The following is a 22354-nucleotide window of genomic DNA, read 5'->3' as shown; positions in this document are numbered from 1 at the left end:
TTAAAACAGTAATGCTGTTATTTAATAACAAAAGCAGTCCGGCTTATAAAACCGAACTGCTTTTCACTTTATTTAACCATTAGTCTTCACGATAATAACGTAAGACAGGCTTTCTCGCTGCTGTCGTTTCATCCATACGGTCAACAACTGTCGTGTGTGGTGCTTCTTGCACTTTTTCAGGGTCTTCTTTAGCCTCGTTAGAAATTTGAATCATCGCATCAACGAATTCATCTAACGTTTCTTTCGCTTCAGTTTCTGTCGGCTCAACCATTAATGCTTCTTCAACATTTAATGGGAAGTAAATTGTTGGTGGGTGATAACCGAAGTCTAATAGGCGTTTTGCAATATCTAGTGTTCTAACACCCATTTTCTTCTGGTTCTTACCTGATAAAACAAACTCGTGTTTACAATGCTGACTAAATGGTAATTCGAATTCTTGTTCTAAACGTCTCATCATATAGTTCGCATTTAACACTGCATTTTCACTAACTTGCTTTAAGCCATCAGGGCCCATTGAACGGATATACGTATATGCACGAACATTAATACCAAAGTTACCGTAGTATGGCTTAATTCTACCGATTGATTTCGGACGATCATAATCAAAGAAATATTCATTAGAATCACGCTTAGAAACTAACGGTTTAGGTAGATATGGTGCTAACTCTTCCGTTACACCTACTGGTCCAGAGCCTGGTCCACCACCACCGTGTGGTCCTGTGAATGTTTTGTGTAAGTTTAAGTGAACAACGTCAAAGCCCATGTCACCCGGACGAGTGTAACCCATAATTGCGTTTAGGTTAGCGCCATCATAATATAAGCGCCCTCCTGCTTCGTGAACAATTTCAGCCATTTCTAAAATGTGCTCTTCAAACAGTCCTAAAGTGTTTGGATTCGTTAACATTAATGCTGCTGTATTTTCATCTACAACACGCCTTAAATCTTCTAAGTCTACTAATCCTTGATCATTTGATTTAACTGTTACAGCTTCAAACCCGGCAACTGTTGCTGATGCTGGGTTAGTTCCGTGTGCTGAGTCTGGAACAATTACTTTAGTACGGTGATGATCGCCATTGGCTTCATGGAATGCACGAATCATCATTAGGCCCGTCCACTCACCTTGAGCACCTGCTGCTGACTGTAACGTTACAGCATGCATACCTGTAATTTCACTCAATGACTCTTGTAGGTCATACATTAAAGCTAATGCACCTTGTGCAGAGCTTTCCTCTTGATAAGGGTGAATCATGCTAAAACCTGGAATACGTGCAATATCTTCATTAATTTTCGGGTTATACTTCATCGTACATGACCCTAATGGATAGAAACCAGAGTCTACACCATGGTTTCGTGTTGAAAGGGCTGTATAATGACGCATGATTTGTAGTTCACTTACTTCAGGTAAATCTGGGTTTTCTTGACGAATATATTCATTAGAAAACTCTTCATCTAAGTTAATATCTTCTACATCTAGTTCAGGTAAGTGATAACCTTTACGTCCTTCTTGGCTCAATTCAAAAATCACTGGAAAATCTTGCTCTTTAGCCATTAGCCTCACCTACTTCCTTCACAAATTGATCGATTTCTTCTTTTGAACGAACTTCTGTTACGGCAATTAACATGTGTTGGTCATAACTGTCATTGTTACGCCCTAAGTCATAGCCACCGATATAGCCTTTTTGCAACAATTGTTCATTCACTTCAGAAACCGGCTTATTCAGCTTCACAATAAACTCATTGAAAAATGGCCCATCATGTAAAGTTTCAAAACCAGCCGCTTCAAAAGCTTTTTTCGCATAACGAGCTTTCTTCATATTTAACTCAGCCATCTCACGAACACCTTGTTTACCAAGAGCTGTCATCGCAACAGAAGATGCTAATGCGTTTAATGCTTGGTTTGAACAAATGTTTGATGTCGCTTTATCACGACGAATGTGCTGTTCACGTGCTTGTAGTGTTAATACGAAACCACGATATCCATCTTCATCGACTGTTTGACCGACAAGACGCCCTGGTACTTTACGCATTAACTTTTTCGTTGTTGCGAAATAACCACAATGTGGTCCACCGAATTGTGTCGGGATACCGAATACTTGCGTATCACCAACAACAATATCCGCTCCGAACTCTCCTGGAGGTGTTAAATATCCTAAAGCAAGTGGATTACTCGAAACAATCATCATCGTCTTCTTTTGGTCTTCTAACATCGCTTCGACTTCTTTTAACGGCTCAACTTGACCGAAAAAGTTTGGATACTGAATAACAACACTCGCTGTATCTTCATCTAGCTCAGATTTTAGCTGCTCTAGGTCTGTTAAACCATTTTGATGATCAATTTCAACAATTTCTAAGTTAAAACCTTTTGCATACGTATAAATAACATCCATTGACTCTGGATGAATTGCTTTTGAAACAAGTACTTTTTTCTTCTTCGTTTGACCTGCACTTAAGTTCACCGCTTCTGCTAATGCAGTTCCACCATCATACATTGAAGAGTTTGCTACTTCCATTCCTGTCATTTCACAAACCATCGTTTGGAATTCAAAGATCGCCTGTAACTCACCTTGAGAAATTTCAGGCTGATAAGGTGTATAAGCTGTATAAAATTCTGAACGAGAAATGACATGGTCTACAATAGATGGAATGTAATGTTGATAGACACCCGCACCTAAAAATGACGTATGAGATTTCGAATGACTATTTTGTTCAGCTAACTCTGTTAACTCTTTTGTTAACTCATACTCTGATTTAGCTGGTTTAATATTCAATTCACCGTCAAAGCGGACTTTTTCTGGAATATCATTAAAAAGTTCTTCAGTTGAGCTTACACCAATTGTTTCTAACATATCTTTTCTGTCTTGATCTGTCATTGGAATATATCGATGTTGCATTAACTTCACCCCTTACTTTCTTTTATAAAATGGCGTTGGAACTACTTGAGCGTTAAGTGTTCTCTTTCTCACTTTAACTTGTAATTCCTCACCTTCATTTGCATATTGAGTATTAACAAGCGCTAGACCTACGTTTTTTCCTAATGTCGGTGACTGTGTACCTGAAGTGACAAAACCAACTTCTTCATCACCTTTCATCACTGGATAACCATTACGCGGAATACCTTTATCAATCATTTCAATTCCTACTAGTTTACGTTTTGGTCCATTTTCCTTCTGTTCTTTTAATACTTCTTTGCCAATAAAATCTACTTCTTTATTCACTTTTACAGCAAAGCCAATCCCTGCTTCAATCGGTGTAATATCTTTAGTTAGCTCTTGGCCATACAATGCTAGGTTCGCTTCAAATCTTAGCGTGTCGCGTGCACCTAAACCAATTGCCTGTAACCCTTCACCTTCACCAGCTTCTAGTATGGCATTCCATAAATCTACACCAGAATCGCGGTTAATATAAATTTCGAAGCCATCTTCTCCTGTATAACCAGTACGTGATACTAGTGCCCCATGCTTAACTCCATTTACTTTAACATCATCTTTAAAACGGAAAAATTTAATATCACTTAGATCTTCTGAAGTGATCTTCTGTAAGATCGTTTGTGCATTTGGACCTTGTAGCGCTAATTGAACTAAATCCTCAGAAACATTGTTAATTTCGACACTGCCTTCTTGATGTTCTACTAACCATTCATAGTCTTTTTCAGTGTTAGCAGCATTAACTACAAGTAAGTAATCCTCTTCATCACGCTTATAGATTAGAAAATCGTCTACAGTACCACCATCTGGGTAGCACATAGCTGTATATTGAGCTTGATTAATGTTTAACTTACTTACATCATTTGTCACCATTTTTTGTAGAAACGCTTCACTATCAAGGCCTGTTACTGTAACTTCCCCCATATGTGAAACATCGAAAAGACCTGCTTTTTCACGAGTTGCATGATGCTCTTCTTTAATACTCGAAAATTGAACAGGTAGATCCCATCCACCAAAATCAATCGTTTTCGCACCTAACTTTTCATATTCCGGAAAAATTGGTGTTCTTTTAACTTCTCCCATTTAATGACCCCCTATTTTTCAATTAGGTTGATGTACTAGCAAATGCTTTTAAAAGCATTAAAAAAGAGAATACCAAATTAAGCTTCGGTATTCTCTCTGTCCTGACACCTGAAAGTTTCACACTACTATGTAATGCTTACATCTTTGGTGGTTTATCAAATATTCGATAAACACTCTCCAGAGGTGCGTCATACAAGAGTCTTTGTGCCTGAGAGATTCATACGTTATGTATTTGCTCCGTCGGCGTCACAAGCTGTGAACTCTCCCCTTGTAATCATTCGCTCATAATATTCAATTTTTAGAGCATAATAAAACAATGAGATGTTACCTTACATGCTACATAAAAATTGTTCAAAAAGTATGAATAAAATTCTACTTGTATTATACCACATCTCTTCAAGATGTGTAAGCGTCATCATAAAGATTTAATAGTTAGGGGATTTAATATATGAAACCAATTGTTAATACTGATCATTTATATGAAGTCATCAGCCATGTGCAAGACTATCAAAACAGTGACTGGGATACGTTTAAAAAAGCTTACGAACTTAGTCAACTATCGATGACTAACAAAAATGAACTTAATTCGCTGAAGTATTTACCGAACCTTGAGCTTCTTCCCCATCAAAGAGAAGCTGTTGAGAAGGTTATTTTTCATATGCATGGTCGTGCTATTCTTGCTGATGAAGTGGGATTAGGTAAAACAATAGAAGCAGGCGTTATTTTAAAAGAATTGATGATTAAAGGGTTAGTCAAGAAAGTTTTAATCTTAGTCCCGTCGTCTCTAATTAGACAATGGGAATCTGAGATGAATTACACGTTTTTCATTCCAGCAAGGGCCAAGCACCGTTCATATCCGTGGGAAGTCTATGACATAGTCATCTCTTCAATTGATTTGGCAAAGAAAGAGCCGCACGCTTCAACCTTAATAGAACAGGAATTTGACTTATTAATTGTTGATGAAGCACACCGACTTAAAAATGCTGATACGAAAAACTATCAATTCGTTAAACAACTAAAGTCAACTTATTGTCTATTACTTACGGCAACACCTATACAAAATAAAATTGATGAAGTCTATCACTTAATGAAAATTGTACGCCCTGGATTATTAGGGGATAAACGGATTTTCAAAGAAAAGGTAAAAAAGAGCAGTTATGATACGATTCAAACGTTAATTAAACAATCAATGGTCCGTTCAAGAAAAAGTGATGTTCAAGATCCTTGGGCGACAAGAGAAATCAAAACCATCCAAGTTGACTTTACTGAAGAAGAACAGCACGTATATGATGCGCTACAACAACTTGAAACATCTCACGCATTAACGAACTTGACTTTATCAAGAGAGTTTTGCTCAAGTCGTGAAGCGTGTTATTTATCAATGAAAAAACAAGAAAACCTTAAAGAATCACACATTATCGAGTTAATTGAACAATTGCCAAATCATGCAAAAGCATTAAAGACAATGGACTTAATTAAAGAAATTGATGATAAAGTCATTATATTTACGGAATATAAGTCATCACAACTTTATTTACAATGGCTTTGCCAACAAAACGGTATAAGCGCTGTACCATATAACGGTGATTTTAGAAAAAGCAAAAAACAATGGATGCTACAATTGTTCCAAAACAACGCAAAAGTACTAATAGCAACAGACGCTGGTGCAGAAGGGTTGAACTTGCAATTTTGTAAAAATATGATCCATTACGATTTACCTTGGAATCCGATGAAATTAGAACAACGAATAGGACGCATCCACCGATTCGGACAAAAAGATACCGTTAATATTTTTTACGTTGTCTTAAACAACACAATGGATGAAAGAATTCTTAACCTGCTTTACGATAAACTATCTGTCTTTGAAGGTGTAATTGGAGAAATTGATCAAATCTTAAGTAGCTTTGGCGCTAATAGTTTTGAAGAAGAAATAACAGATATCATTCAAGAATCACACTCAACGAAAGAAGCAGAAATTAAAATCGATAACTTAATGTCAGTCATTCAAAGTGAAAGTGAGAATTCTGAAGGAGAGCTAAAAGATGAAACAAGCTGAGATACATGGGTTTCTTTATGAGTTTTTTGATCATAGGCAAGCTTCGATTTTAGAAAATCATGACGGTTTGTTAACGGTTAAGTTGACGAGAGAATTAGACCAACAGTTGATGAACCGCCCATTTTACTGGCAATACATTAATACGATGGGCTATGAAGGTGAGCCGATGACGGTCACTTATAAGTCTAAAGAAGGTGTTGAAGCTGATGGTGAGTGGATTCACTTTGGTTCACCACGTTTACAACAAATATTTAACGTCATACAAGAAGAAGGTCGCTATACTACACTTTATGAAAACATTAGCGAAAACACTAAACGAACTCCTCTATACCCTTGGTTCGTTTGCAACTTACAAGTTAAGTATCGTGGATGGTATATTCATGACGAAATGGTTAGTATAGGTATACTTCTAACAAATGGCACAATGCGTTTTAATTGGATTGATGAAAACATTGATCAACACTTTGTTCAACACGTACCTGATTACGCTTACAAAATTCCATATATCATTTCACCTGAAAGATCAATCGAACATCTAACGAAAGAGTTATCAAATAGAATTGAACAGGAATCGACATCTTTCAGTGAAAAATCAATTGAGCTTTATAACCAGGAGTTAAATATGTTAGACGAACTAACAGAACTCCACACTGAAGAAGACCAACAATTTTACGATCAATCAAAGGAACAAATTTATGAGCGGTTATATCCAAAAGTGGAAGTGAATTGGATTAATGGTGGATTGTTCTATTTAACGCAAGAGCGAACGAGGCAACTTACAACATCTCAATAAAAAGTTTTGCGAATTAAAAACGAAAATAACCAATGAAATTTTGTTCAACACGACAAAACTTCATTGGTTTTTTACTTAACAAAAAAGTTAGCGATTTTCGTCGGATTGACGTTTAGTTCCAAACATTGTATAAGAATATATATAGCGTTTAATTTCCTCGATCAGTTCTTCGACAGGCTGGCCATCCACGTTTACTGAAAAATGTGAAGAGTCATCATAGAGTGCCTGCCTACTATTGAACAAGCTCATCCTTTTTTCAACATCTTGATTCCAAAGTGGTCTAGACTCATCGTTTGCTATTCTTTTCATAACGGTATCAAAAGTTAGGTCCAACCATACAGTCAAAAAATCATCGCTTCTTAACATTTGTCGATTAGTATCCAGTTTAATGATTCCACCACCTGTTGCAACAACACATTTCTTTTTTGACAGTGACTTTAATATTTCACTTTCAACGCTTCGAAAGTATTGTTCACCAAAATGGTCAAAAATTTCAGGGACTGACATTCCGACTCTATTAACAATTTCATCATCTGTATCAACAAAAGGAATTTCCATTGAACGTGCAAGGCGTTGTCCTATAGTCGTTTTCCCAGAACCCATAAATCCAATTAACGCAATAGTTGTCATTAGTTCACCTACTAAACTTCTCTATTAAGGAGTGATTTTTTGAAACCAGATCACTTATCTAACCATATTATTCATGACGCTATTCAAAAAGGGGCTACAGACGTCCATTTCTCACCTGAAGAAGTTGACGTAACGATTCACTTTAGAATCAATGGATATCGTTGGTTTTATAAACGAATTCCACTTACAGATTACCAAACTCTTCTAAGTTATTACAAATTTACTTCTGGTATGGATATTGCAGAGAACCGAATCCCCCAAGACGGTACAATCCCTGTGTCAATTAACCACGATGCTTATCATTTAAGGTTGTCTACATTACCTTTAACCTCAACGGAAAGTCTTGCTATTAGAATTTTACCAAAAAACAAGTCACCTACTATTAATGAGCTGTTCTTATTCCCTAGACAAACTGAATCTCTTCTTAGTTGGATACAAAACAAAGCTGGAATCATATTATTCACTGGTCCAACAGGAAGTGGTAAATCGTCTACGATGTTTGCGTTAATGAAAGAAGCGATCAAACGTTACGGATATCAAACAATTTCGCTAGAAGACCCAATTGAACGAGATGTCGACCAAATACTACAAGTGCAAGTTAATGAAAAAGCAGGATTCAGCTACGATGTAGGATTAAAAGCAGCTTTAAGACATGATCCTGACATTATAACAGTTGGTGAGGTTCGTGATGAAGCAACAGCACAATTTGCATTTAGAGCTGCATTAACAGGGCACCTAGTTTTAACTACCGTCCATGCTAAAAACGCTCACGGTACAATCGAAAGGCTATTAGAAATGGGGCTAACGAAAACCGAACTTCATCAAACGATCATAGGGATTGCAGCACAACAATTGATCCCATTATCAAAAACGTTGCAAGAACAACGTGGGTACTCGAGGTTAGCAATAGCCGAGTTACTAGAAGGTGAAAGCCTGACCCGATCGATTAAAGGTTTCCCTCCTGAGAACAACAGTCATTTTCATACCTTCCATCAACTAAGGAGAAAAGCATATGCTTATGGGTATTCAACGCAAAGTTACTAACAAATCAATTAATTTACGTGAGCAAGTTGCTTTTTTAGAACGTCTCTCAAAACTTTTGGCTAATCACTTCACATTAAAGCGTTCATTAGAATTTATGGAGTATGACCCTCAATTCAGTAATTTAGCAAAACACTTTGTAAGCCTTTTGCAAGACGGCAAGAGTATTGAAGACTGCTTTCGTTCACTAAAATTCCACCCTATTGTTATAGCATTTCTTTACTTTTCAAGAGAAACTGGTCAAATGAATGAACAAATTATTAATTGCCATAACATGTTAAAAATGAGGTTAGACTTTTATAAAAAGTTAAAAAGTTTAAGTAAGTACCCTTTGATCTTACTGTTCATTTCATTTGGAGGTTTTTTCTTCATAAGTAGCATTCTTCTCCCGGCCTACACTGAAACGATGACCAGCTTTGGAGATCACTCTTCTAATTACTGGTTTAATTTATTCGTTACAATAATCCAAACTACCATTACTTTAATACTATGTCTCACTATTATTATCACTCTTTTCATATACTTCTTTTACAAGAATGGAGATATTGAGCGAAAGATTACTATTATCGAAAGAATTCCTTTTATTAAATCTATTGTTAAGTTAACGACAACGATTCACTTTGCTTATCATTTAGCTTCAACAATAAATAACGGCAAAACTGTTAAAGAAGGCTTAATCATTATGAGTCATCAAAACGATTTAATTATATTGCGTCATTATGCCCAAATCATAATTGACCGTTTAAAAAATGGAGATCAGTTAGTCACTTCAACAAATGGACTAAGCCTTATTGAAGAAGATTTTAAATTTTTAATATTAAGAAGTGCTGAACAAGGAACATTACTTGAAGATTTAAGAGCCTACTCTTCTATTGCACTCTCAACATTAGAGGAACGAACACAACAAGTGCTGCTTATGGTTCAACCTGTACTATATTTACTCATCGGCAGTATGGTGGTCGTTATATACTTGTTCACACTGTTTCCTATGTTCCAACTAATTAATCATATGTAGAGGTGAAAATCATGGTCAAAAATAATAAAGGATTTACTTTAATAGAAATGCTCATCGTCTTGTTCATCATTTCTGTTTTATTAATCTTAACGATCCCCAATGTGATAAAACACAATAGTTTCGTTGATGACACAGGGTGTGAAGCATACGTTGATTTAGTTCAATCGCAAGTCCAACTTTACAAACTAGAAGTAGGTTCATACCCAAGTGAATTAGATGAATTAGTCGATGATTATATACCGAGTGCTACGTGCCCTGATGAAAGTGAGTTATTACTAAATAATGGTCGTGTGACAGTTGCGAACGAAGATTAATAATACCAATGGATTTACATTGGTTGAACAATTGATCGTGTTAAGTGTAATTCTTACGGTACTCTTTTTCTCATGGTATAACTTCCATTCTGTAAATGTAAATCGAACGACACAGCACGTCTTAAACACTTTTGAACAAGATATATTCTACATTCAACAACATTCTCTTCTATATCAACGAAGATTAACGTTATTATTTACTTCAAGTAACAGCTACATTATTTACCGAAGTTCATTAGAAGCTCCGCTCGTTGAAAGAGAATTTGATGATCATGTGCATTTTAATTTTGATACTAGACGTATATCTTTTAATCCACGTGGGACAATCAATGAACCTAAAACGATTCATCTCTCAATAAATGGACAAACTTATGAGATTATATTTTCATTCGGAAAAGGAAGATACTATGTTACTGAAACGTGAAGATGGATTTATCTTACAAGATGCGGTGTTAACTTTAATCTGCTTTAGTTTATTAGTCAGTTTAACCATTCCATTTATAACACAACTATACAAACATCATCACGATATTAAACGACATGAAGAAGCATACCACCAATTACAACAAGCAAAAGCATACATTCTTCAAAACGAGCCACCCGCCTCTTACCTACCCGAAATATCAAATGAAAGTTTTTCGACTATATTATTAGAAGATGATCAACGATTAATTGTCTGTATTGAATGGAAGGATTCAAATGAAGCAAATAAAGAGCTTTGTCAATATATCCCGAACTACATGTAACGAGTACGGTTATACATTACTAACAACTTTAGTAGCATTAACCATTTTTATGTTAACACTTCCTATGATGAATAACTTAATTAAACCAATCGCAGACTTATCTCCACTGAATAACATTAATCAATTAGAGGCCAGGCAATTCGATTTCCTCATTTCATTCGAATTAAATAGAAGTAGCGAAATAAGAATAGCCAATAACCGTCTACATTTTGTGGACTCTGAAGGTCAGATTGTAACTTTTGAACAACATAATCGTCGAGTAATCAGACGTACTAATCAACAAGGATTTGAGGTTATGATGTTTGATACCCACGAATTCAAAACAGAGAAAATCGCTTCAAATGCTTTTAAAGTACACTTTACAAGGCAGGGACAACAATTTGAAACGGTATTTACACACTTTAACATTAAGGAATATTAAAAATGAAAAAGGGGTCATCTTCCCAATTATGTTATTTTATTTAATAACGATTAGCTCCTCCTTAGTTTTATTATTTTCTCACACCGAATATCAAAAAGAACAACTTCAATGGAGTGACGAACAATTAACGATTCAAAACTTAATCAATACAGCAATTCATGACATTTTAACAGGCGATTTCACACCAACATCAAACGAGCAAACAGTTGAATTCGACTATAGAACAGGAAAAGTACAAGTTGTCTATTCCACCAGTGACAATAAGTTTATTAATTTGAAGCTACAAGTTGTAACGAATAATGCATTTAATTATGAACATTCCACAATAATAATGTATAATATTTGACGTAATGAACTATAATAACAATTGTGATTGGGCCATAGCCAAGCGGTAAGGCATCGGGTTTTGATCCCGTGACTCCCAGGTTCGAATCCTGGTGGCCCAGTTATAATGCTTCAAAAAAAGTTCATTTACATTATTTAAATCATCGTATATAATATGTCTGACGAGTTCCTGGCAAAGGAGGAAAAGACATGGATCGTATGTTTCGTGTTCTAGCATTTTGGACTGGCGTTTTTACTGCACTTTTCTATGCTGCAGGTAACTTAGGCATGTCCGTAGCTTTTCTAGCGCAAACGATCTTCTTTTTAGGAATCGGATACTTAAACCTATCGGAACGTCTTTATATGTATATTTTTGGCGCATACTTAACTGTTTTTATGGTAGGTTTTACTTATTACGTAACGTTCCTATTAGAACCATCATTCTCACACTAAAAAAAGTTCAACTCCGTATTGGGGTTGAACTTTTTTTAAAACGAATGTTCTATAAAAACGGGTTTTGTTCTTTTTCTTCGCCTACCGTTGTTTTAGGACCATGGCCAGGCAGTACAATTGTTTCATCTAATAAACTAAAAATTTTCACTTGAATCGATTGTATAAGCGTTTGGTGCTCACCAAACGGCAGGTCAGTTCGGCCAATTCCCATTTGAAATAGTGTATCTCCAGCTATTAATACATGTTCACTTTCAAATAAAAATGAAATACTACCAGGTGAATGTCCAGGAGTATGAAGTACTTTAAACTCAAATTGGTCAATGGCAGTCATTCCTTCAGTTAGAAAATGATCCGCTTCTCGCTCAGCTTTAATCTCACCTAATTGAAAACGTTGTGATCCATTTAACTGTGGGTTCGTTAACCACTCGCTCTCTGATTCATGCATATAAACATCTATGCTATAATGACTTCTTAGCTCTTCTACCCCACCTATATGGTCAAAGTGGGCATGCGTTAATAGAATCGCTATTGGTTGAACATCATTTTCAGAGAAAAATTGAATTAGTTTCTCTGCTTCACCACCTGGGTCAACCACTAATGCTTTCTGATTTTGTTCGATAACATAACAATTAGTCCCTAATAATCCTAAAGAAAAACTATAAATGTTCACAAAACGTTCCACCTTTTCTATGTATTTTTAATGAAATCACTCGACACTTCAACACTTTTTATATAAAATATAAGGGAGAAATCTTACGGATAATTTCTTAGTATCATTGTAATCATAACAAAGAAGAAGTTTTTCATTCAAGGAGGAGCAGACATGCAAGTAGGAGAATTCGTATTTGGAGTTATGATGTTAGTTGTAGCGATTTTAAGTTTTATTGCCATTTTCCGCGAAATTAAAAACCGCAACTTCTTTGCTGTAGCTTTTGCAACTGCATCACTACTATTATTTGGTTGGTATTCAGTAATGACGCTTTATAGTCAAATAACTGGTGCAATTACCGGGTAATCTAAACGGCTAACATCTACTTGTTAGCCGTTCTTTTTTATATCTTGCAAGTTTAAAAGTTGCATTTGCTTATTAAAGAAGAAACGATACATAACCATTGAAATGAAGATTGCACTTAATGAAACTGAGGAAAAAATACTAATCGAAATAACTAGCTGGTATTTAATTGCAATAATTGGAGCGACTCCACCTAGAATAAGCCCTGTCATCATACCGGGTAATTGAACTAAACCAATCGTTTTTAACTGATCGATATTTGGTATTAATGCTGCGTTTAAAGTTTTCTTAATTGACATATGTGCCGCATGTTTAGGGGTTGCACCGAGCGATAGTGCCGCTAAAAGTTTACCTCTGTTTTGTTCAAATTCAGATTTTAGCCGTTCAAGCGCTAGCCCCATAGCTACCATACTATTTCCTATCACCATTCCACTCATCGGAATCACTTCTTCAGGCGTAAACGAAATCATGCCAAAACCTAACCACATCGATAGAACGATAATTTCTACACCGATTAAGCCAACAAGAATGGTAATAAAAATGTAAGGTAACTCTTTTCCCTTTTTTCGAGCGTGAAATGTTGCAACTAAAATCATAACACTTAACATAATTGGAATACCGACTAATGGCGGAAGGTCAAATAAGTACGTTAGTATAAGTCCAATTAAAAATAATTGAAGTGTGCCACGGACCGTTGACCAAATAATCTCTTTCTTTAAGCCAAGCTGATATATATAGGCGATTGTAAAAGGAATCATGACAAAAACGATTAGTAACAAGAGTGAATAAGTAGGTATATCCCGTTCCATATTGTATCCTCCTAGTAGCTTTAAGACTTATGCAGAAATTGTTTTAGTTGTTCTGTATTAGGATTCTCTAATAATTGATTAATGTCACCGTATTCAATAACTTGTCCCTCTTCTATATAAAGCCCCTTTGTTCCAATCCTCTTAGCTTGATCCATACTATGAGTTACCATTGCAACTGTAAGATGGTTATGTTCAATTAACCTTATAAGGTCTTCTTCTATTGCCTCAATATTGCGATCATCTAAGGCACTAGTCGGTTCATCTAATAATAGAACATCTGGTTTATTTGCTAATGTGCGTGCTAAAGATACTCGTTGTTTCTCTCCACCTGATAATTCATCAACTGATTTATTTAAATAATCTATTGGTAAATTAACATAATCCATTAACCGTTCAGCACGGGCTTCCTCCCAATCATCAAACAAACTGGGGCCGAACTTTAAATTATCTAACACTGTATCAGGAAATAAGTGAGGTTGTTGTAACACTAAACCTACACTTCTCCTTAATTGTGGAATGTCATATTGTTCAATCGGTTTATTATGAAATAATACCTCACCTTGATCTGGGTCATCCATTCGATTGAATAAATGAAGTAAAGTGGATTTACCTGCGCCTGATGGTCCAAAAATAATGAGCCGATCTTCTTCACGTAGAGTGAATGTAATGTTTTGTAGAACTAAACGGTTTACTTGATTGAATTGAAATATTGCTTCACTCAAAGCTTCATCACCTTCTATTTCTGTCCTTATGTTATATAAGATTACTAAAAAACGTTAACCTACTCAAATATTTGAGCAGATTAACGCTTTTGTTTATTCGTTATTCTCTTCAGCTATTTCTCCTTGTTCGAAGTCATAAAACCTAAACAAGTCTCCATAAATAATTTCATCCGAATAATTTAATTCTTGTTCTGCCTGTTCTCTTATTCGATCACAATTAGCTTCTTCTACTAACTCGCCTGTTTCATCTTCATAACAGTTACCTGAAGCGTAAATGTAATCTTCACCAACGACACGTCCGTCACGAAAAGCTATAAAGTCCTTTCGTTCTTGAGAGAACAAATCATTACCAAACACTATATCATTTTCATTCTCTATTCCAAGCATATTTAAAACGGTCGGCTTATAATCAATTTGACCTGATAAAGTAGACAGTGTACCTGTGTCTTCGTGACCTGGGATGTGAATAATCATCGGTACACGTTGTAATTTCACCTCATCATACGGTGTAATTTCATCTTCACCTAAATAATTAGCCATAGCCTCATTATGATAAGAACTAATGCCGTAGTGGTCTCCCATCATAACAATTATTGAATCTTCATATATTCCTTCTTCTTTTAACTGGTTTATAAATTGTTCCAGTGCTTCGTCTGTATAACGCGCAGTTTGAAAATACTGATTTAACGTTACAGAGCTTGAGTCAAATTGATCGATTGTTGCATCTTCTTCTGGCATTTCAAAAGGAAAATGGTGAGTTAGCGTAATAAACTTAGCATAATAAGGTTCATCTAGTTCCTTCATGATATCAATCGATTGATCAAAGAACTTCTTATCGTTTAACCCCCAACCAATTTCATCACTTTCCTCAAACTCATAAGACTCAACATCGAAAAACTCATTATAACCTAATGTTTCATACATCACATTTCTATTCCAGAAACTTCCATTGTTTGCATGGAAAGTGTATGAATCATAACCGAGCTCTTCCTGAATTATTTTCGGTAAAGAATTATATTCATTTTGAGCATGAGTGAAAAATGCTGCACTGTTAGGCAAAGGATATAAACTATTATCTAACACAAACTCATGGTCTGATGTTTTCCCTAATCCAGTTTGGTGATAAAAATTTTCAAAATAATAACTATCTTCTTTAAACTCGTTTAAGAAAGGAAGAACTTCTTCCCCGTGTAACGTTTCGTCAATTAAAAATGACTGCATCGATTCCACTGCAATATAAATAACGTTTTTATCTTCTGCTACCCCTGTTAAATCGATAGGGTTTTCAATTTCTCTAACATTTTGACTGACATAATCATCAATTTCATCCATACCTGAACCATCAGCAAAAAGACGTTTCGACTGTGTCGAGGTTGTCATGACAAGGTCATACGCATGAAAAACTGGTAAGCCTACATTTTTCACTAAATATTCTCGGTCAAAACCACGTTGGAAAAGCATCGGTCTCTCAATCTCAGCTAGCACTAAGTTGACGATAACAGCTGTCATTGATATTGCGACGATACGCTTACGAAATTGACTTGAGAACTGTTCAATTGAGAACGTATTTAGTTTTATAAACGTCATAATTAAAGCTAAATCTAAAAACAATAAAATATCCGAGAAATAAACTAAAGAAGCCACACTTGTGCCTAGATCCCCTGCATTGTTTACTTGGAATAACGTTGGTACTGTTACAAAGTCTGTAAAGTTACGGTAATACATTAAGTTAGCCATAATAATAATAGATAGTACAATAGCTGTTGTTAGTATATACCTCTTCTGACTTTTCGGCTTAAGCCATACTGCAATAAAAAACAGAAACATACTAATGGCAAAAGCATTGACTAACAAGATAATTTCTTGGAATAATGATTCAATTGATAAATCAAAATAAAATCTATATACAACGTAAGTCTTTATTGCGACTAAAATCGCTGCAATTATAAATAACGGAATTCTTTTAATCCGATTCATGAAGCTCCCTCCACTTTCCCACAAAAACTCTCCCACATATTAGACGTTCCATATTTAAAAAAGTTTCATAAATGTTATATATTTTAATACCCGTTTTATCATTTTTTCAAACATTTTACAACGAAATTTATTTTACGATTTCTTTTCAGAACGTAATATTAAGACAGCCTGCTTAAACTCTTCAGAACTAATTAGGTTATTTTGATACAGTTCCCTAATTTCCTCTTCCATTAACATAATATCTGATTCTCGGTCACCTAAATAAACAAAAGAACCGAATCGTTTTAATAGTTTTTGTACATCTAGGTAGCTATTCATCCTTCTCCCCGTCCTTTAGTCTGATAATTGGTCATAAAAATCACGAAATTGTTCTTGATCAGGGTTAAGGTCAATTGCTTTCTCAACATATTCTTTTGCTTTACCCTGCTCTCCACGTTGTTCATATAATACCCCTAAATTATAAAAAGCCTCTGAGAAATGTGGATCTAGGTCAATTGCTTTATATAAATCATCTTCAGCTTTAGATAGCTCGTTTTGTTCGATGTGAGCAACGGAACGATAGAAATATAAATATTCATGATCGATTCCTTCGTCAATTGCATTCGTTAATAAGCGCACCGCTCGGTCGTATTCTTCATTATTAACATGCTGCTGTGCAATCAAAGCTAATGAATGAGGATCTTCAGACGTTTCGGCATGATTAACACCATAAGCCGTCATCGAACTGACCAATAAAATGAATAATAGAGTGGCAATCATTTGTTTACTATTACTTCTTTTATAAGGCAACTGGACGATTTGAGCTGCTAAGAAACCGCCCATTAACCCACCTAAATGGGCACCATTATCAATTTGTGGAACGGTAAAACCGAAAACAATATTAATCCCAATGATAATTAATAAACTCGTTCCCATTGTTTTGAAGAATAATTCTCGATAATTTAAGCCAAAGAAAAGCAATGCACCAAACAACCCAAAAATCGCTCCAGAAGCACCTGCAGCTACTGCATCATTTGTCGCAAAACTTGCCAGCCCTCCAAAAATACCAGCTAAGAAATAAATGATTAGAAATCTTTTAGTGCCAAAGATCTTTTCAGCTACATCGCCAAGGAAAAAGAGAGCAAGCATATTCATAAACAAATGTAATGCCCCAATATGTAAGAACATAGATGATACAATTCGCCACCATTCACCATCTGCAATAGCCGGATTATACTTTGCTCCCCATTCGATTAAGTGAAATGTGTCTGTACTACTTCCATTCAATTCAATTAAAGCAAAGACAAATAAATTAGCTAAGATTAGAAGGTAAGTCAATCTCGTTTTACCATAAAAGAATACTTGCTTAAACTCTTTCTCTTTAGCTCTATGATAACCAACGACTTTTTGTTCTAGGTAAACAGTCTGACGGTCCATTTCTTCTGAAGTTGGTTCTAGATCTAAGTTCATATAGTCTGTAACGGGTTCATTAACTTGATTAGATAACCTAGATAATTCATCATTTTTTTCGCCTTGATTAAAATAATATACCGAAACTTGAGCATTTTTCTTCTCTTTTAATGATTTGGTTTCCCTAACGTCTTCCCAACGGTCTACTGGAGCCAAATCAGAAAAGTAAGCTATGTGATAATGTACTTTTCTACCTTTTACGAACCTTAACTTCTTCATTAAATAATTGACTTTCTGATGGACATCTCTTCTAAGATGGTTAGCCCAATCAAATTGTTTATGATTAAGGAGAATGATCTGGCTCGTTTGCTTTTCGTACCTTTCCAATATAAAGAGGTCTCGGTCTTTAGAAATGTAACGGACTTCGAATTGGTGGTTAATTAACTGATCGATCATTTTCAACATCGTATACCTCTCAGCAATATACAACCCGATTCCCCCTTTTATTCTGGTTAAATCTAATTGGTAATAGTAATAGCAATTTGTTGATGACTCATCTCTGAAGTTACGACGTAAGTCCCAACTTGAATAGCTCGACTGTATTCATTTTCGGTTAAGTAATTGACCAATTCGTCTGAATCATCAATGATGCTCTCTTCTTCTAGGACAGAAGCAATGTTATGTGTACTCATTCCTGATTCAATTTCTAGCGTATATATTTTATGGTCACTCTGATCATCCGTTAATTGTTCTTGAGCTTCATAATCATCTAGTTGTTCTTTTAAATCTTTATAATCTTCTTCCAATTGTTCAAATTGGTCCATATCAGATTGGGACATTATAATATGTCCTTCTTCTTCTAGTAACTCGTGTGCTTCTTCTATAGAAACATGTTCATTAGCTTCAACATTAGCTACTTCTTGTTCACCTTCAGCTTCATTGAAGTACACAACTGTTATAATTAATGTCGTCACTATTACACCTAGTGAAAATGCCATTATTATTGGCCTCATAATGCAACTATTCCTTTCTAATTAGCCTATGCAAAAGCTTGCTTGTTAGTCTTTTGATGGACGATGACTTTAATATCATCTTGGCTTAAGCCAGTCTGCTCTTCTATTTCTTTGAAACTGTAACCTTCTTCAAACAAACCAACAACTCGTTTAACCACTGTAGGTTCTTTTTGTTTAATTAGTTCATCATTTTTACTACGTTGATTGGAGTAATCTTCTAAATTTGTCGTTTCAGTTAATAGCTCTTCCTCTAATACTTTAAGTTTATTGTTCATAACATACTGATTTTGAATGTGATCCATAGATAACTGTTCTAATTCAATTTCTATATCTTTAAATCGATTGTTCATAAAAAAGGATATTATAAGTAATACTAAGCCTATAACTAAAAGTGTTCCTAACGCATAAATCATCTTTTTCACCCTTACTGTTTTGTTTCATAGATATAGTTTATCATTTTAAGTCGTGAAGAGAAATTAGTTTAATATAAAATCCTTCCTATTGCACCTTGAATATCTGTATCAATTTTGGTATGATAGTTAAGTCAAATTGAAGTTATATGTAGAAACGGAGGGAAAAATCATGCGTGTACAAATCACACTAGCTTGCACTGAAACTGGTGATCGTAACTATATCTCAACTAAAAATAAACGTACGAACCCTGACCGTTTAGAGTTGAAAAAATACTCTCCAAGATTAGGTCGTCATACGTTACACCGTGAAACGAAGTAAAACAGTAGGGGAACCTGCTGTTTTTCTTTATATTAAGACCTTTTTCACCATTTGTTTAAAGGAGAGTATATAATGTATAAACATTCATTTAGAACTTTAAGCAAACGTCTGTTAAAACATATAAGTCGTGAACAAAAAAAAGAAGCTGCTAACCTGATTAGCAACACGTTGTTTAAAACAGATTACTGGAAGCAATCGCAAACAATTGCCATCACCATCCCACGTGACATTGAACTAACTACATACCCAATCATTAAACAAGCTTGGAAAGAAAACAAACAAGTTGTCATCCCGAAGTGTTATCCACATGAAGGTAACTTAATGAAATTCTTCAAATTTACCGACGAACTTGAACTAGAGAATGTGTATCTTGATTTGTATGAACCGATTGAAAGGAAAAGCGAACAAGTTACATCCAATGAAATTGATTTAATCGTCGTACCAGGATTATTATTTGATCATAACGGTTATCGAATCGGATATGGTGGCGGCTATTATGATCGATTTTTAAAAAAGTTTAATGGCACTAAATTATCCATTGCCATGGAAGAACAAATTGTCCGGTCGATCCCTTATGATGATTACGACATTCCTGTTGATTATATTATTTCGAATAAACAAATATACCAATGTTTTTAACAAAACAGGTGCACAAGGTCGTCATGACCAATGTGCACCTGTTTATTTATTCTTCCTCAGAGTTATCTTCTTCTAACTCAACTTCGTCTTCCAATTCTTCCTCTGTTGTACCTTGACGCTCTTCTTGCAATTCAAAATATGCATCTAAAGCACGCTCGCCTATTCGTAAGTTAGTTCGATGGTCAGAATTTGGGTCAGTATGTGGTACGGCTACTGCAAAAGCTACTTCTGGATCATCAAAAGGAGCATACCCAACTAAGTTTAAATTGTTTACGTCAGCAATTTTTTCCCCACGATTATATACCGCATCTTCCGCAGTTCCTGTTTTACCAGCAGGGTTGTAGTCTTTATCGCCGAAATAAGTTGTCCCTGTACCGCCACTTTCTTGAAACGCTTGTCTAAATCCTTCTTGGACCCTTTCAATATAATGGTCATCCATATCGACACGATTTAATATTTTAGGTTCATTTGCTTTATATAACGGGCCTAGCCCATCAGTATCACCAGCACTGTGCATTTGACGAACGAGTGATGGTGCGATTCGATACCCACCATTGGCGATCGTCGAGACATATTGCCCCATCTGTAAGGTAGAATAATTGAAAAACTGTCCAATCGAATAGTCCATTAACTCACCAGGTAGGGGAACATCACCATAAGGATCAGTGGTACCAGACGTTTCAGATGGAAAGTCGATTCCTGTTTCCACACCGAGACCAAATTGTCCATAATAGTTAATCATTGATTGATAACCTTCACGCGTTCTATTCATTACAGTGTTTCTAAAATCATATTGATGTCTTAATTCATCATTCATTCTTAAAGCAATGAACCCCATATAAACGTTGGATGATTCACGTAATGCTCCGATATCATTAAGAGAATTTAATCTCCTGTGTGAACTAAAAGTATTATCATCCCCTGCATCCCCTGGTAATCGAATCGTACGGTCACTCATCACTTCACCTGGACTAATGACACCTTCTTCAAATCCAGCTAAGACGGTCGCCCCTTTAATGGTTGAACCAGGCATATACGCATCAATTACAACGCGAACCGACTCGTCAACTAAACGTTCATTTTCATCTTCTTCATCACGGTCATACCTTTGACCAGACATCGCTAATATTTCACCTGTATTAGGGTCCATCATGACAGCCATTGCAATATTTAAATGTTCGTTAGGATGTTCTTCAATAGCCTCCGTTAGTTCTTCACCAACAATTTCATCGAGACGCTGTTGTAATTCCATATCAACTGACAAGACTAAGTCTTTTCCACGCTCTCCTTCTCTGATCAGCTCACTACTAATGACATTTCCACTTGAATCTGTAATGTGTTCACGCACTTCTTTTTGACCAGCTAAATATTGTTCGTACTGATCTTCTAGACCACTTCTGCCGACACGGTCGTTTCGGCTATAATTACGGGATAAAAAGTAATCTAAATTTTCATCTGGAATCCCTTGCCGAGTCGTTGTAATACCACCTATTAAGTTAGAAAAGCTTCCTCCAAATAAATGAACTCGATCCCAGTCTGTTGTCACATTAATCCCTGGAAATCGATTTAAGTTTTCTGCAATTACAGCGTACTCATCATTTTCAATATCTCTTTTAATAATGTGAGGTGTTAGTGCACTTGCTTGATTAAGCTCTCTGAATAATGCAATGACGTTCATCTCTTCATCAGAGATTTCATCCAAGTCTTCATCAGTAACTCGATCTAAAACTAATTGATATTGTTCAGAATCACTCAGTTCAAGCTCTTCATCATCAAGTCGGCTATAAGCTTCTTCAAAGTTTTGCAAAATCCAATAGTCTTCTACATCCCGCTCGGTTACACGTGATAATAAACCGTCTGAAGTGACTTCAATATAATCGACTAGCTGTTCAGCAATTTCTAAGTTATCATCAGGCTGAACATTTTTGGGTGGTGTATAAGTAATAGCCAATATAGGCTCATTATCAACAATTAATTCCCCAGTTCGATCAAACATTCTTCCTCGAGGTACAGGTGTTTCAGAAGTATCTTGGTCTGTTCGATCAATCTCTTCTTGTGCATCCTGTCCATATAATATTTGTACGACGCCAAGTTGTAATATTAGCATCGAAAAAAGTAAAAAGATTAAGAAGAATAATAAATTTAAGCGAAGAGGTAAATGCGATTTACTTTCTTTATTTTTCAATGTTAGCTCCTCCCCTTAAATGCTAATACATATTATAGCATCTTTTTCATGAATAAATAAGGGAAGAATGGTACAG

Annotated in this window: 26 protein-coding genes, 1 tRNA gene and 1 riboswitch; of the genes, 14 read left to right on the top strand and 13 right to left on the bottom strand. The window is 35.5% G+C overall.

Annotated features, from left to right (window positions below):
- Positions 1-79 precede the first annotated feature (79 nt).
- From gcvPB to gcvT, 3 genes are read right to left on the bottom strand one after another with little or no spacing between them, the layout of a single operon-like run.
- The gene (gcvPB, locus tag AHA02nite_RS11620; RefSeq protein WP_146817463.1) at positions 80-1549 is read right to left on the bottom strand and encodes an aminomethyl-transferring glycine dehydrogenase subunit GcvPB; all 1470 of its coding nucleotides are present in this window, start codon (positions 1547-1549) and stop codon (positions 80-82) included.
- The gene (gene gcvPA, locus AHA02nite_RS11615) at positions 1542-2891 is read right to left on the bottom strand and encodes an aminomethyl-transferring glycine dehydrogenase subunit GcvPA (RefSeq protein WP_146817461.1); all 1350 of its coding nucleotides are present in this window, start codon (positions 2889-2891) and stop codon (positions 1542-1544) included. Before gcvPA ends, gcvPB begins: the two co-directional genes overlap by 8 nt.
- A 12-nt stretch (positions 2892-2903) precedes the next feature.
- Entirely contained in the window at positions 2904-4007 is a 1104-nt protein-coding gene (gene gcvT / locus AHA02nite_RS11610) for a glycine cleavage system aminomethyltransferase GcvT (protein WP_146817459.1), read from the bottom strand.
- Between the two features lie 186 nt (positions 4008-4193).
- Positions 4194-4285: riboswitch (glycine riboswitch) on the bottom strand.
- A 170-nt stretch (positions 4286-4455) separates the two neighbouring features.
- Here gcvT and AHA02nite_RS11605 point away from each other — a divergent pair.
- Complete coding sequence (locus tag AHA02nite_RS11605) at positions 4456-6063, top strand: DEAD/DEAH box helicase (protein WP_146817457.1); 1608 nt, start codon at positions 4456-4458, stop codon at positions 6061-6063.
- The gene (locus tag AHA02nite_RS11600) at positions 6050-6856 is read left to right on the top strand and encodes a YqhG family protein (protein WP_146817455.1); all 807 of its coding nucleotides are present in this window, start codon (positions 6050-6052) and stop codon (positions 6854-6856) included. The genes AHA02nite_RS11605 and AHA02nite_RS11600 overlap by 14 nt, the downstream gene beginning before the upstream one ends.
- 87 nt (positions 6857-6943) lie before the next feature.
- On the opposite strand, the gene AHA02nite_RS11595 is transcribed toward AHA02nite_RS11600, so the two are convergent.
- Positions 6944-7486, bottom strand: coding sequence for a shikimate kinase (locus AHA02nite_RS11595; protein ID WP_146817453.1), 543 nt, complete (start codon positions 7484-7486; stop codon positions 6944-6946).
- Positions 7487-7525: 39 nt separating this feature from the next.
- Here AHA02nite_RS11595 and comGA point away from each other — a divergent pair, with 39 nt between their 5' ends.
- The 9 genes from comGA (at position 7526) to AHA02nite_RS11550 (ending at position 11800) form a co-directional block, all read left to right on the top strand.
- Positions 7526-8530, top strand: a complete 1005-nt coding sequence (gene comGA, locus AHA02nite_RS11590) for a competence type IV pilus ATPase ComGA (RefSeq protein ID WP_146817451.1) — start codon at positions 7526-7528, stop codon at positions 8528-8530.
- Positions 8499-9542, top strand: a complete 1044-nt coding sequence (locus AHA02nite_RS11585; protein WP_146817449.1) for a type II secretion system F family protein — start codon at positions 8499-8501, stop codon at positions 9540-9542. Before comGA ends, AHA02nite_RS11585 begins: the two co-directional genes overlap by 32 nt.
- Positions 9543-9553: 11 nt before the next feature.
- Entirely contained in the window at positions 9554-9856 is a 303-nt protein-coding gene (gene comGC, locus AHA02nite_RS11580) for a competence type IV pilus major pilin ComGC (RefSeq protein WP_146817447.1), read from the top strand.
- A complete protein-coding gene (comGD, locus tag AHA02nite_RS11575) occupies positions 9840-10280 on the top strand; it encodes a competence type IV pilus minor pilin ComGD (RefSeq protein WP_218025421.1) in 441 nt (146 codons plus the stop codon). Before comGC ends, comGD begins: the two co-directional genes overlap by 17 nt.
- On the top strand, positions 10264-10602 hold the full coding sequence (locus AHA02nite_RS11570) for a hypothetical protein (protein ID WP_146817443.1): 339 nt from the start codon (positions 10264-10266) through the stop codon (positions 10600-10602). Before comGD ends, AHA02nite_RS11570 begins: the two co-directional genes overlap by 17 nt.
- Positions 10556-11023 carry a ComGF family competence protein gene (locus AHA02nite_RS11565; RefSeq protein ID WP_146817441.1) on the top strand — a complete coding sequence of 156 codons (468 nt, stop codon included), beginning with the start codon at positions 10556-10558 and terminating at the stop codon, positions 11021-11023. The genes AHA02nite_RS11570 and AHA02nite_RS11565 overlap by 47 nt, the downstream gene beginning before the upstream one ends.
- A 28-nt stretch (positions 11024-11051) precedes the next feature.
- A complete protein-coding gene (locus tag AHA02nite_RS11560; RefSeq protein WP_170236086.1) occupies positions 11052-11369 on the top strand; it encodes a hypothetical protein in 318 nt (105 codons plus the stop codon).
- A 28-nt stretch (positions 11370-11397) separates the two neighbouring features.
- Positions 11398-11469: transfer RNA gene (locus tag AHA02nite_RS11555), tRNA-Gln, on the top strand.
- A gap of 88 nt (positions 11470-11557) precedes the next feature.
- Positions 11558-11800 carry a DUF2626 family protein gene (locus AHA02nite_RS11550; RefSeq protein WP_146817437.1) on the top strand — a complete coding sequence of 81 codons (243 nt, stop codon included), beginning with the start codon at positions 11558-11560 and terminating at the stop codon, positions 11798-11800.
- A gap of 49 nt (positions 11801-11849) precedes the next feature.
- Here the strand turns inward: AHA02nite_RS11550 and AHA02nite_RS11545 are convergent, their stop codons facing one another.
- Entirely contained in the window at positions 11850-12470 is a 621-nt protein-coding gene (locus AHA02nite_RS11545) for an MBL fold metallo-hydrolase (protein ID WP_146817435.1), read from the bottom strand.
- Positions 12471-12623: 153 nt separating this feature from the next.
- Here AHA02nite_RS11545 and AHA02nite_RS11540 point away from each other — a divergent pair, with 153 nt between their 5' ends.
- The gene (locus AHA02nite_RS11540) at positions 12624-12815 is read left to right on the top strand and encodes a DUF2759 domain-containing protein (protein WP_017187461.1); all 192 of its coding nucleotides are present in this window, start codon (positions 12624-12626) and stop codon (positions 12813-12815) included.
- A gap of 23 nt (positions 12816-12838) precedes the next feature.
- Here AHA02nite_RS11540 and AHA02nite_RS11535 read toward each other — a convergent pair whose 3' ends face one another.
- The 7 genes from AHA02nite_RS11535 to AHA02nite_RS15200 all read right to left on the bottom strand — a co-directional run bounded on the left by AHA02nite_RS11535 (position 12839) and on the right by AHA02nite_RS15200 (position 19135).
- A complete protein-coding gene (locus AHA02nite_RS11535) occupies positions 12839-13621 on the bottom strand; it encodes an ABC transporter permease (RefSeq protein ID WP_146817433.1) in 783 nt (260 codons plus the stop codon).
- A gap of 20 nt (positions 13622-13641) precedes the next feature.
- Positions 13642-14343: an ABC transporter ATP-binding protein gene (locus tag AHA02nite_RS11530; RefSeq protein ID WP_146817431.1), complete on the bottom strand. Its 702-nt coding sequence runs from the start codon at positions 14341-14343 to the stop codon at positions 13642-13644.
- A gap of 93 nt (positions 14344-14436) precedes the next feature.
- Positions 14437-16320 (bottom strand): LTA synthase family protein, encoded by a 1884-nt coding sequence (locus AHA02nite_RS11525; RefSeq protein WP_146817429.1) that lies wholly within the window; start codon positions 16318-16320, stop codon positions 14437-14439.
- Between the two features lie 132 nt (positions 16321-16452).
- Positions 16453-16638 (bottom strand): YqgQ family protein, encoded by a 186-nt coding sequence (locus AHA02nite_RS11520; RefSeq protein WP_017185835.1) that lies wholly within the window; start codon positions 16636-16638, stop codon positions 16453-16455.
- A 15-nt stretch (positions 16639-16653) separates the two neighbouring features.
- A complete protein-coding gene (locus tag AHA02nite_RS11515) occupies positions 16654-18198 on the bottom strand; it encodes a rhomboid family intramembrane serine protease (protein WP_146817427.1) in 1545 nt (514 codons plus the stop codon).
- A 29-nt stretch (positions 18199-18227) separates the two neighbouring features.
- Positions 18228-18707, bottom strand: coding sequence for an endolytic transglycosylase MltG (locus tag AHA02nite_RS11510; protein ID WP_146817425.1), 480 nt, complete (start codon positions 18705-18707; stop codon positions 18228-18230).
- Between the two features lie 41 nt (positions 18708-18748).
- A complete protein-coding gene (locus AHA02nite_RS15200; protein ID WP_218025420.1) occupies positions 18749-19135 on the bottom strand; it encodes a hypothetical protein in 387 nt (128 codons plus the stop codon).
- A 169-nt stretch (positions 19136-19304) separates the two neighbouring features.
- On the opposite strand from AHA02nite_RS15200, the gene rpmG reads away from it, so the two are divergent.
- Both rpmG and AHA02nite_RS11495 read left to right on the top strand, forming a co-directional pair.
- The gene (gene rpmG / locus AHA02nite_RS11500; protein WP_017185831.1) at positions 19305-19454 is read left to right on the top strand and encodes a 50S ribosomal protein L33; all 150 of its coding nucleotides are present in this window, start codon (positions 19305-19307) and stop codon (positions 19452-19454) included.
- Positions 19455-19526: 72 nt separating this feature from the next.
- Entirely contained in the window at positions 19527-20093 is a 567-nt protein-coding gene (locus tag AHA02nite_RS11495; protein WP_146817423.1) for a 5-formyltetrahydrofolate cyclo-ligase, read from the top strand.
- Between the two features lie 46 nt (positions 20094-20139).
- Here AHA02nite_RS11495 and AHA02nite_RS11490 read toward each other — a convergent pair whose 3' ends face one another.
- Positions 20140-22278 (bottom strand): peptidoglycan D,D-transpeptidase FtsI family protein, encoded by a 2139-nt coding sequence (locus tag AHA02nite_RS11490; protein ID WP_146817422.1) that lies wholly within the window; start codon positions 22276-22278, stop codon positions 20140-20142.
- Positions 22279-22354: the final 76 nt, after the last annotated feature.

The organism is Alkalibacillus haloalkaliphilus, assembly GCF_007991275.1.
Classification (GTDB): domain Bacteria; phylum Bacillota; class Bacilli; order Bacillales; family Alkalibacillaceae; genus Alkalibacillus; species Alkalibacillus haloalkaliphilus.
The sequence above is the reverse complement of the archived record's forward strand: the minus strand, read 5'-3'. Positions and strand labels throughout refer to the sequence as shown.

Bases quoted from the DNA above. Each gene is read 5' to 3' on its own strand.
- gcvPB (WP_146817463.1), bottom strand. From the start codon at position 1,549: ATGGCTAAAGAGCAAGATTTTCCAGTGATTTTTGAATTGAGCCAAGAA.
- AHA02nite_RS11510 (WP_146817425.1), bottom strand. From the start codon at position 18,707: ATGGCATTTTCACTAGGTGTAATAGTGACGACATTAATTATAACAGTT.
- AHA02nite_RS11600 (WP_146817455.1), top strand. From the start codon at position 6,050: ATGAAACAAGCTGAGATACATGGGTTTCTTTATGAGTTTTTTGATCAT.
- AHA02nite_RS11560 (WP_170236086.1), top strand. From the start codon at position 11,052: ATGTTATTTTATTTAATAACGATTAGCTCCTCCTTAGTTTTATTATTT.
- AHA02nite_RS11595 (WP_146817453.1), bottom strand. From the start codon at position 7,486: ATGACAACTATTGCGTTAATTGGATTTATGGGTTCTGGGAAAACGACT.
- rpmG (WP_017185831.1), top strand. From the start codon at position 19,305: ATGCGTGTACAAATCACACTAGCTTGCACTGAAACTGGTGATCGTAAC.
- gcvPA (WP_146817461.1), bottom strand. From the start codon at position 2,891: ATGCAACATCGATATATTCCAATGACAGATCAAGACAGAAAAGATATG.
- AHA02nite_RS15200 (WP_218025420.1), bottom strand. From the start codon at position 19,135: ATGATTTATGCGTTAGGAACACTTTTAGTTATAGGCTTAGTATTACTT.
- AHA02nite_RS11520 (WP_017185835.1), bottom strand. From the start codon at position 16,638: ATGAATAGCTACCTAGATGTACAAAAACTATTAAAACGATTCGGTTCT.
- AHA02nite_RS11570 (WP_146817443.1), top strand. From the start codon at position 10,264: ATGTTACTGAAACGTGAAGATGGATTTATCTTACAAGATGCGGTGTTA.
- AHA02nite_RS11585 (WP_146817449.1), top strand. From the start codon at position 8,499: ATGCTTATGGGTATTCAACGCAAAGTTACTAACAAATCAATTAATTTA.
- AHA02nite_RS11540 (WP_017187461.1), top strand. From the start codon at position 12,624: ATGCAAGTAGGAGAATTCGTATTTGGAGTTATGATGTTAGTTGTAGCG.
- AHA02nite_RS11565 (WP_146817441.1), top strand. From the start codon at position 10,556: ATGAAGCAAATAAAGAGCTTTGTCAATATATCCCGAACTACATGTAAC.
- AHA02nite_RS11535 (WP_146817433.1), bottom strand. From the start codon at position 13,621: ATGGAACGGGATATACCTACTTATTCACTCTTGTTACTAATCGTTTTT.
- AHA02nite_RS11550 (WP_146817437.1), top strand. From the start codon at position 11,558: ATGGATCGTATGTTTCGTGTTCTAGCATTTTGGACTGGCGTTTTTACT.
- AHA02nite_RS11605 (WP_146817457.1), top strand. From the start codon at position 4,456: ATGAAACCAATTGTTAATACTGATCATTTATATGAAGTCATCAGCCAT.
- AHA02nite_RS11525 (WP_146817429.1), bottom strand. From the start codon at position 16,320: ATGAATCGGATTAAAAGAATTCCGTTATTTATAATTGCAGCGATTTTA.
- gcvT (WP_146817459.1), bottom strand. From the start codon at position 4,007: ATGGGAGAAGTTAAAAGAACACCAATTTTTCCGGAATATGAAAAGTTA.
- comGC (WP_146817447.1), top strand. From the start codon at position 9,554: ATGGTCAAAAATAATAAAGGATTTACTTTAATAGAAATGCTCATCGTC.
- AHA02nite_RS11495 (WP_146817423.1), top strand. From the start codon at position 19,527: ATGTATAAACATTCATTTAGAACTTTAAGCAAACGTCTGTTAAAACAT.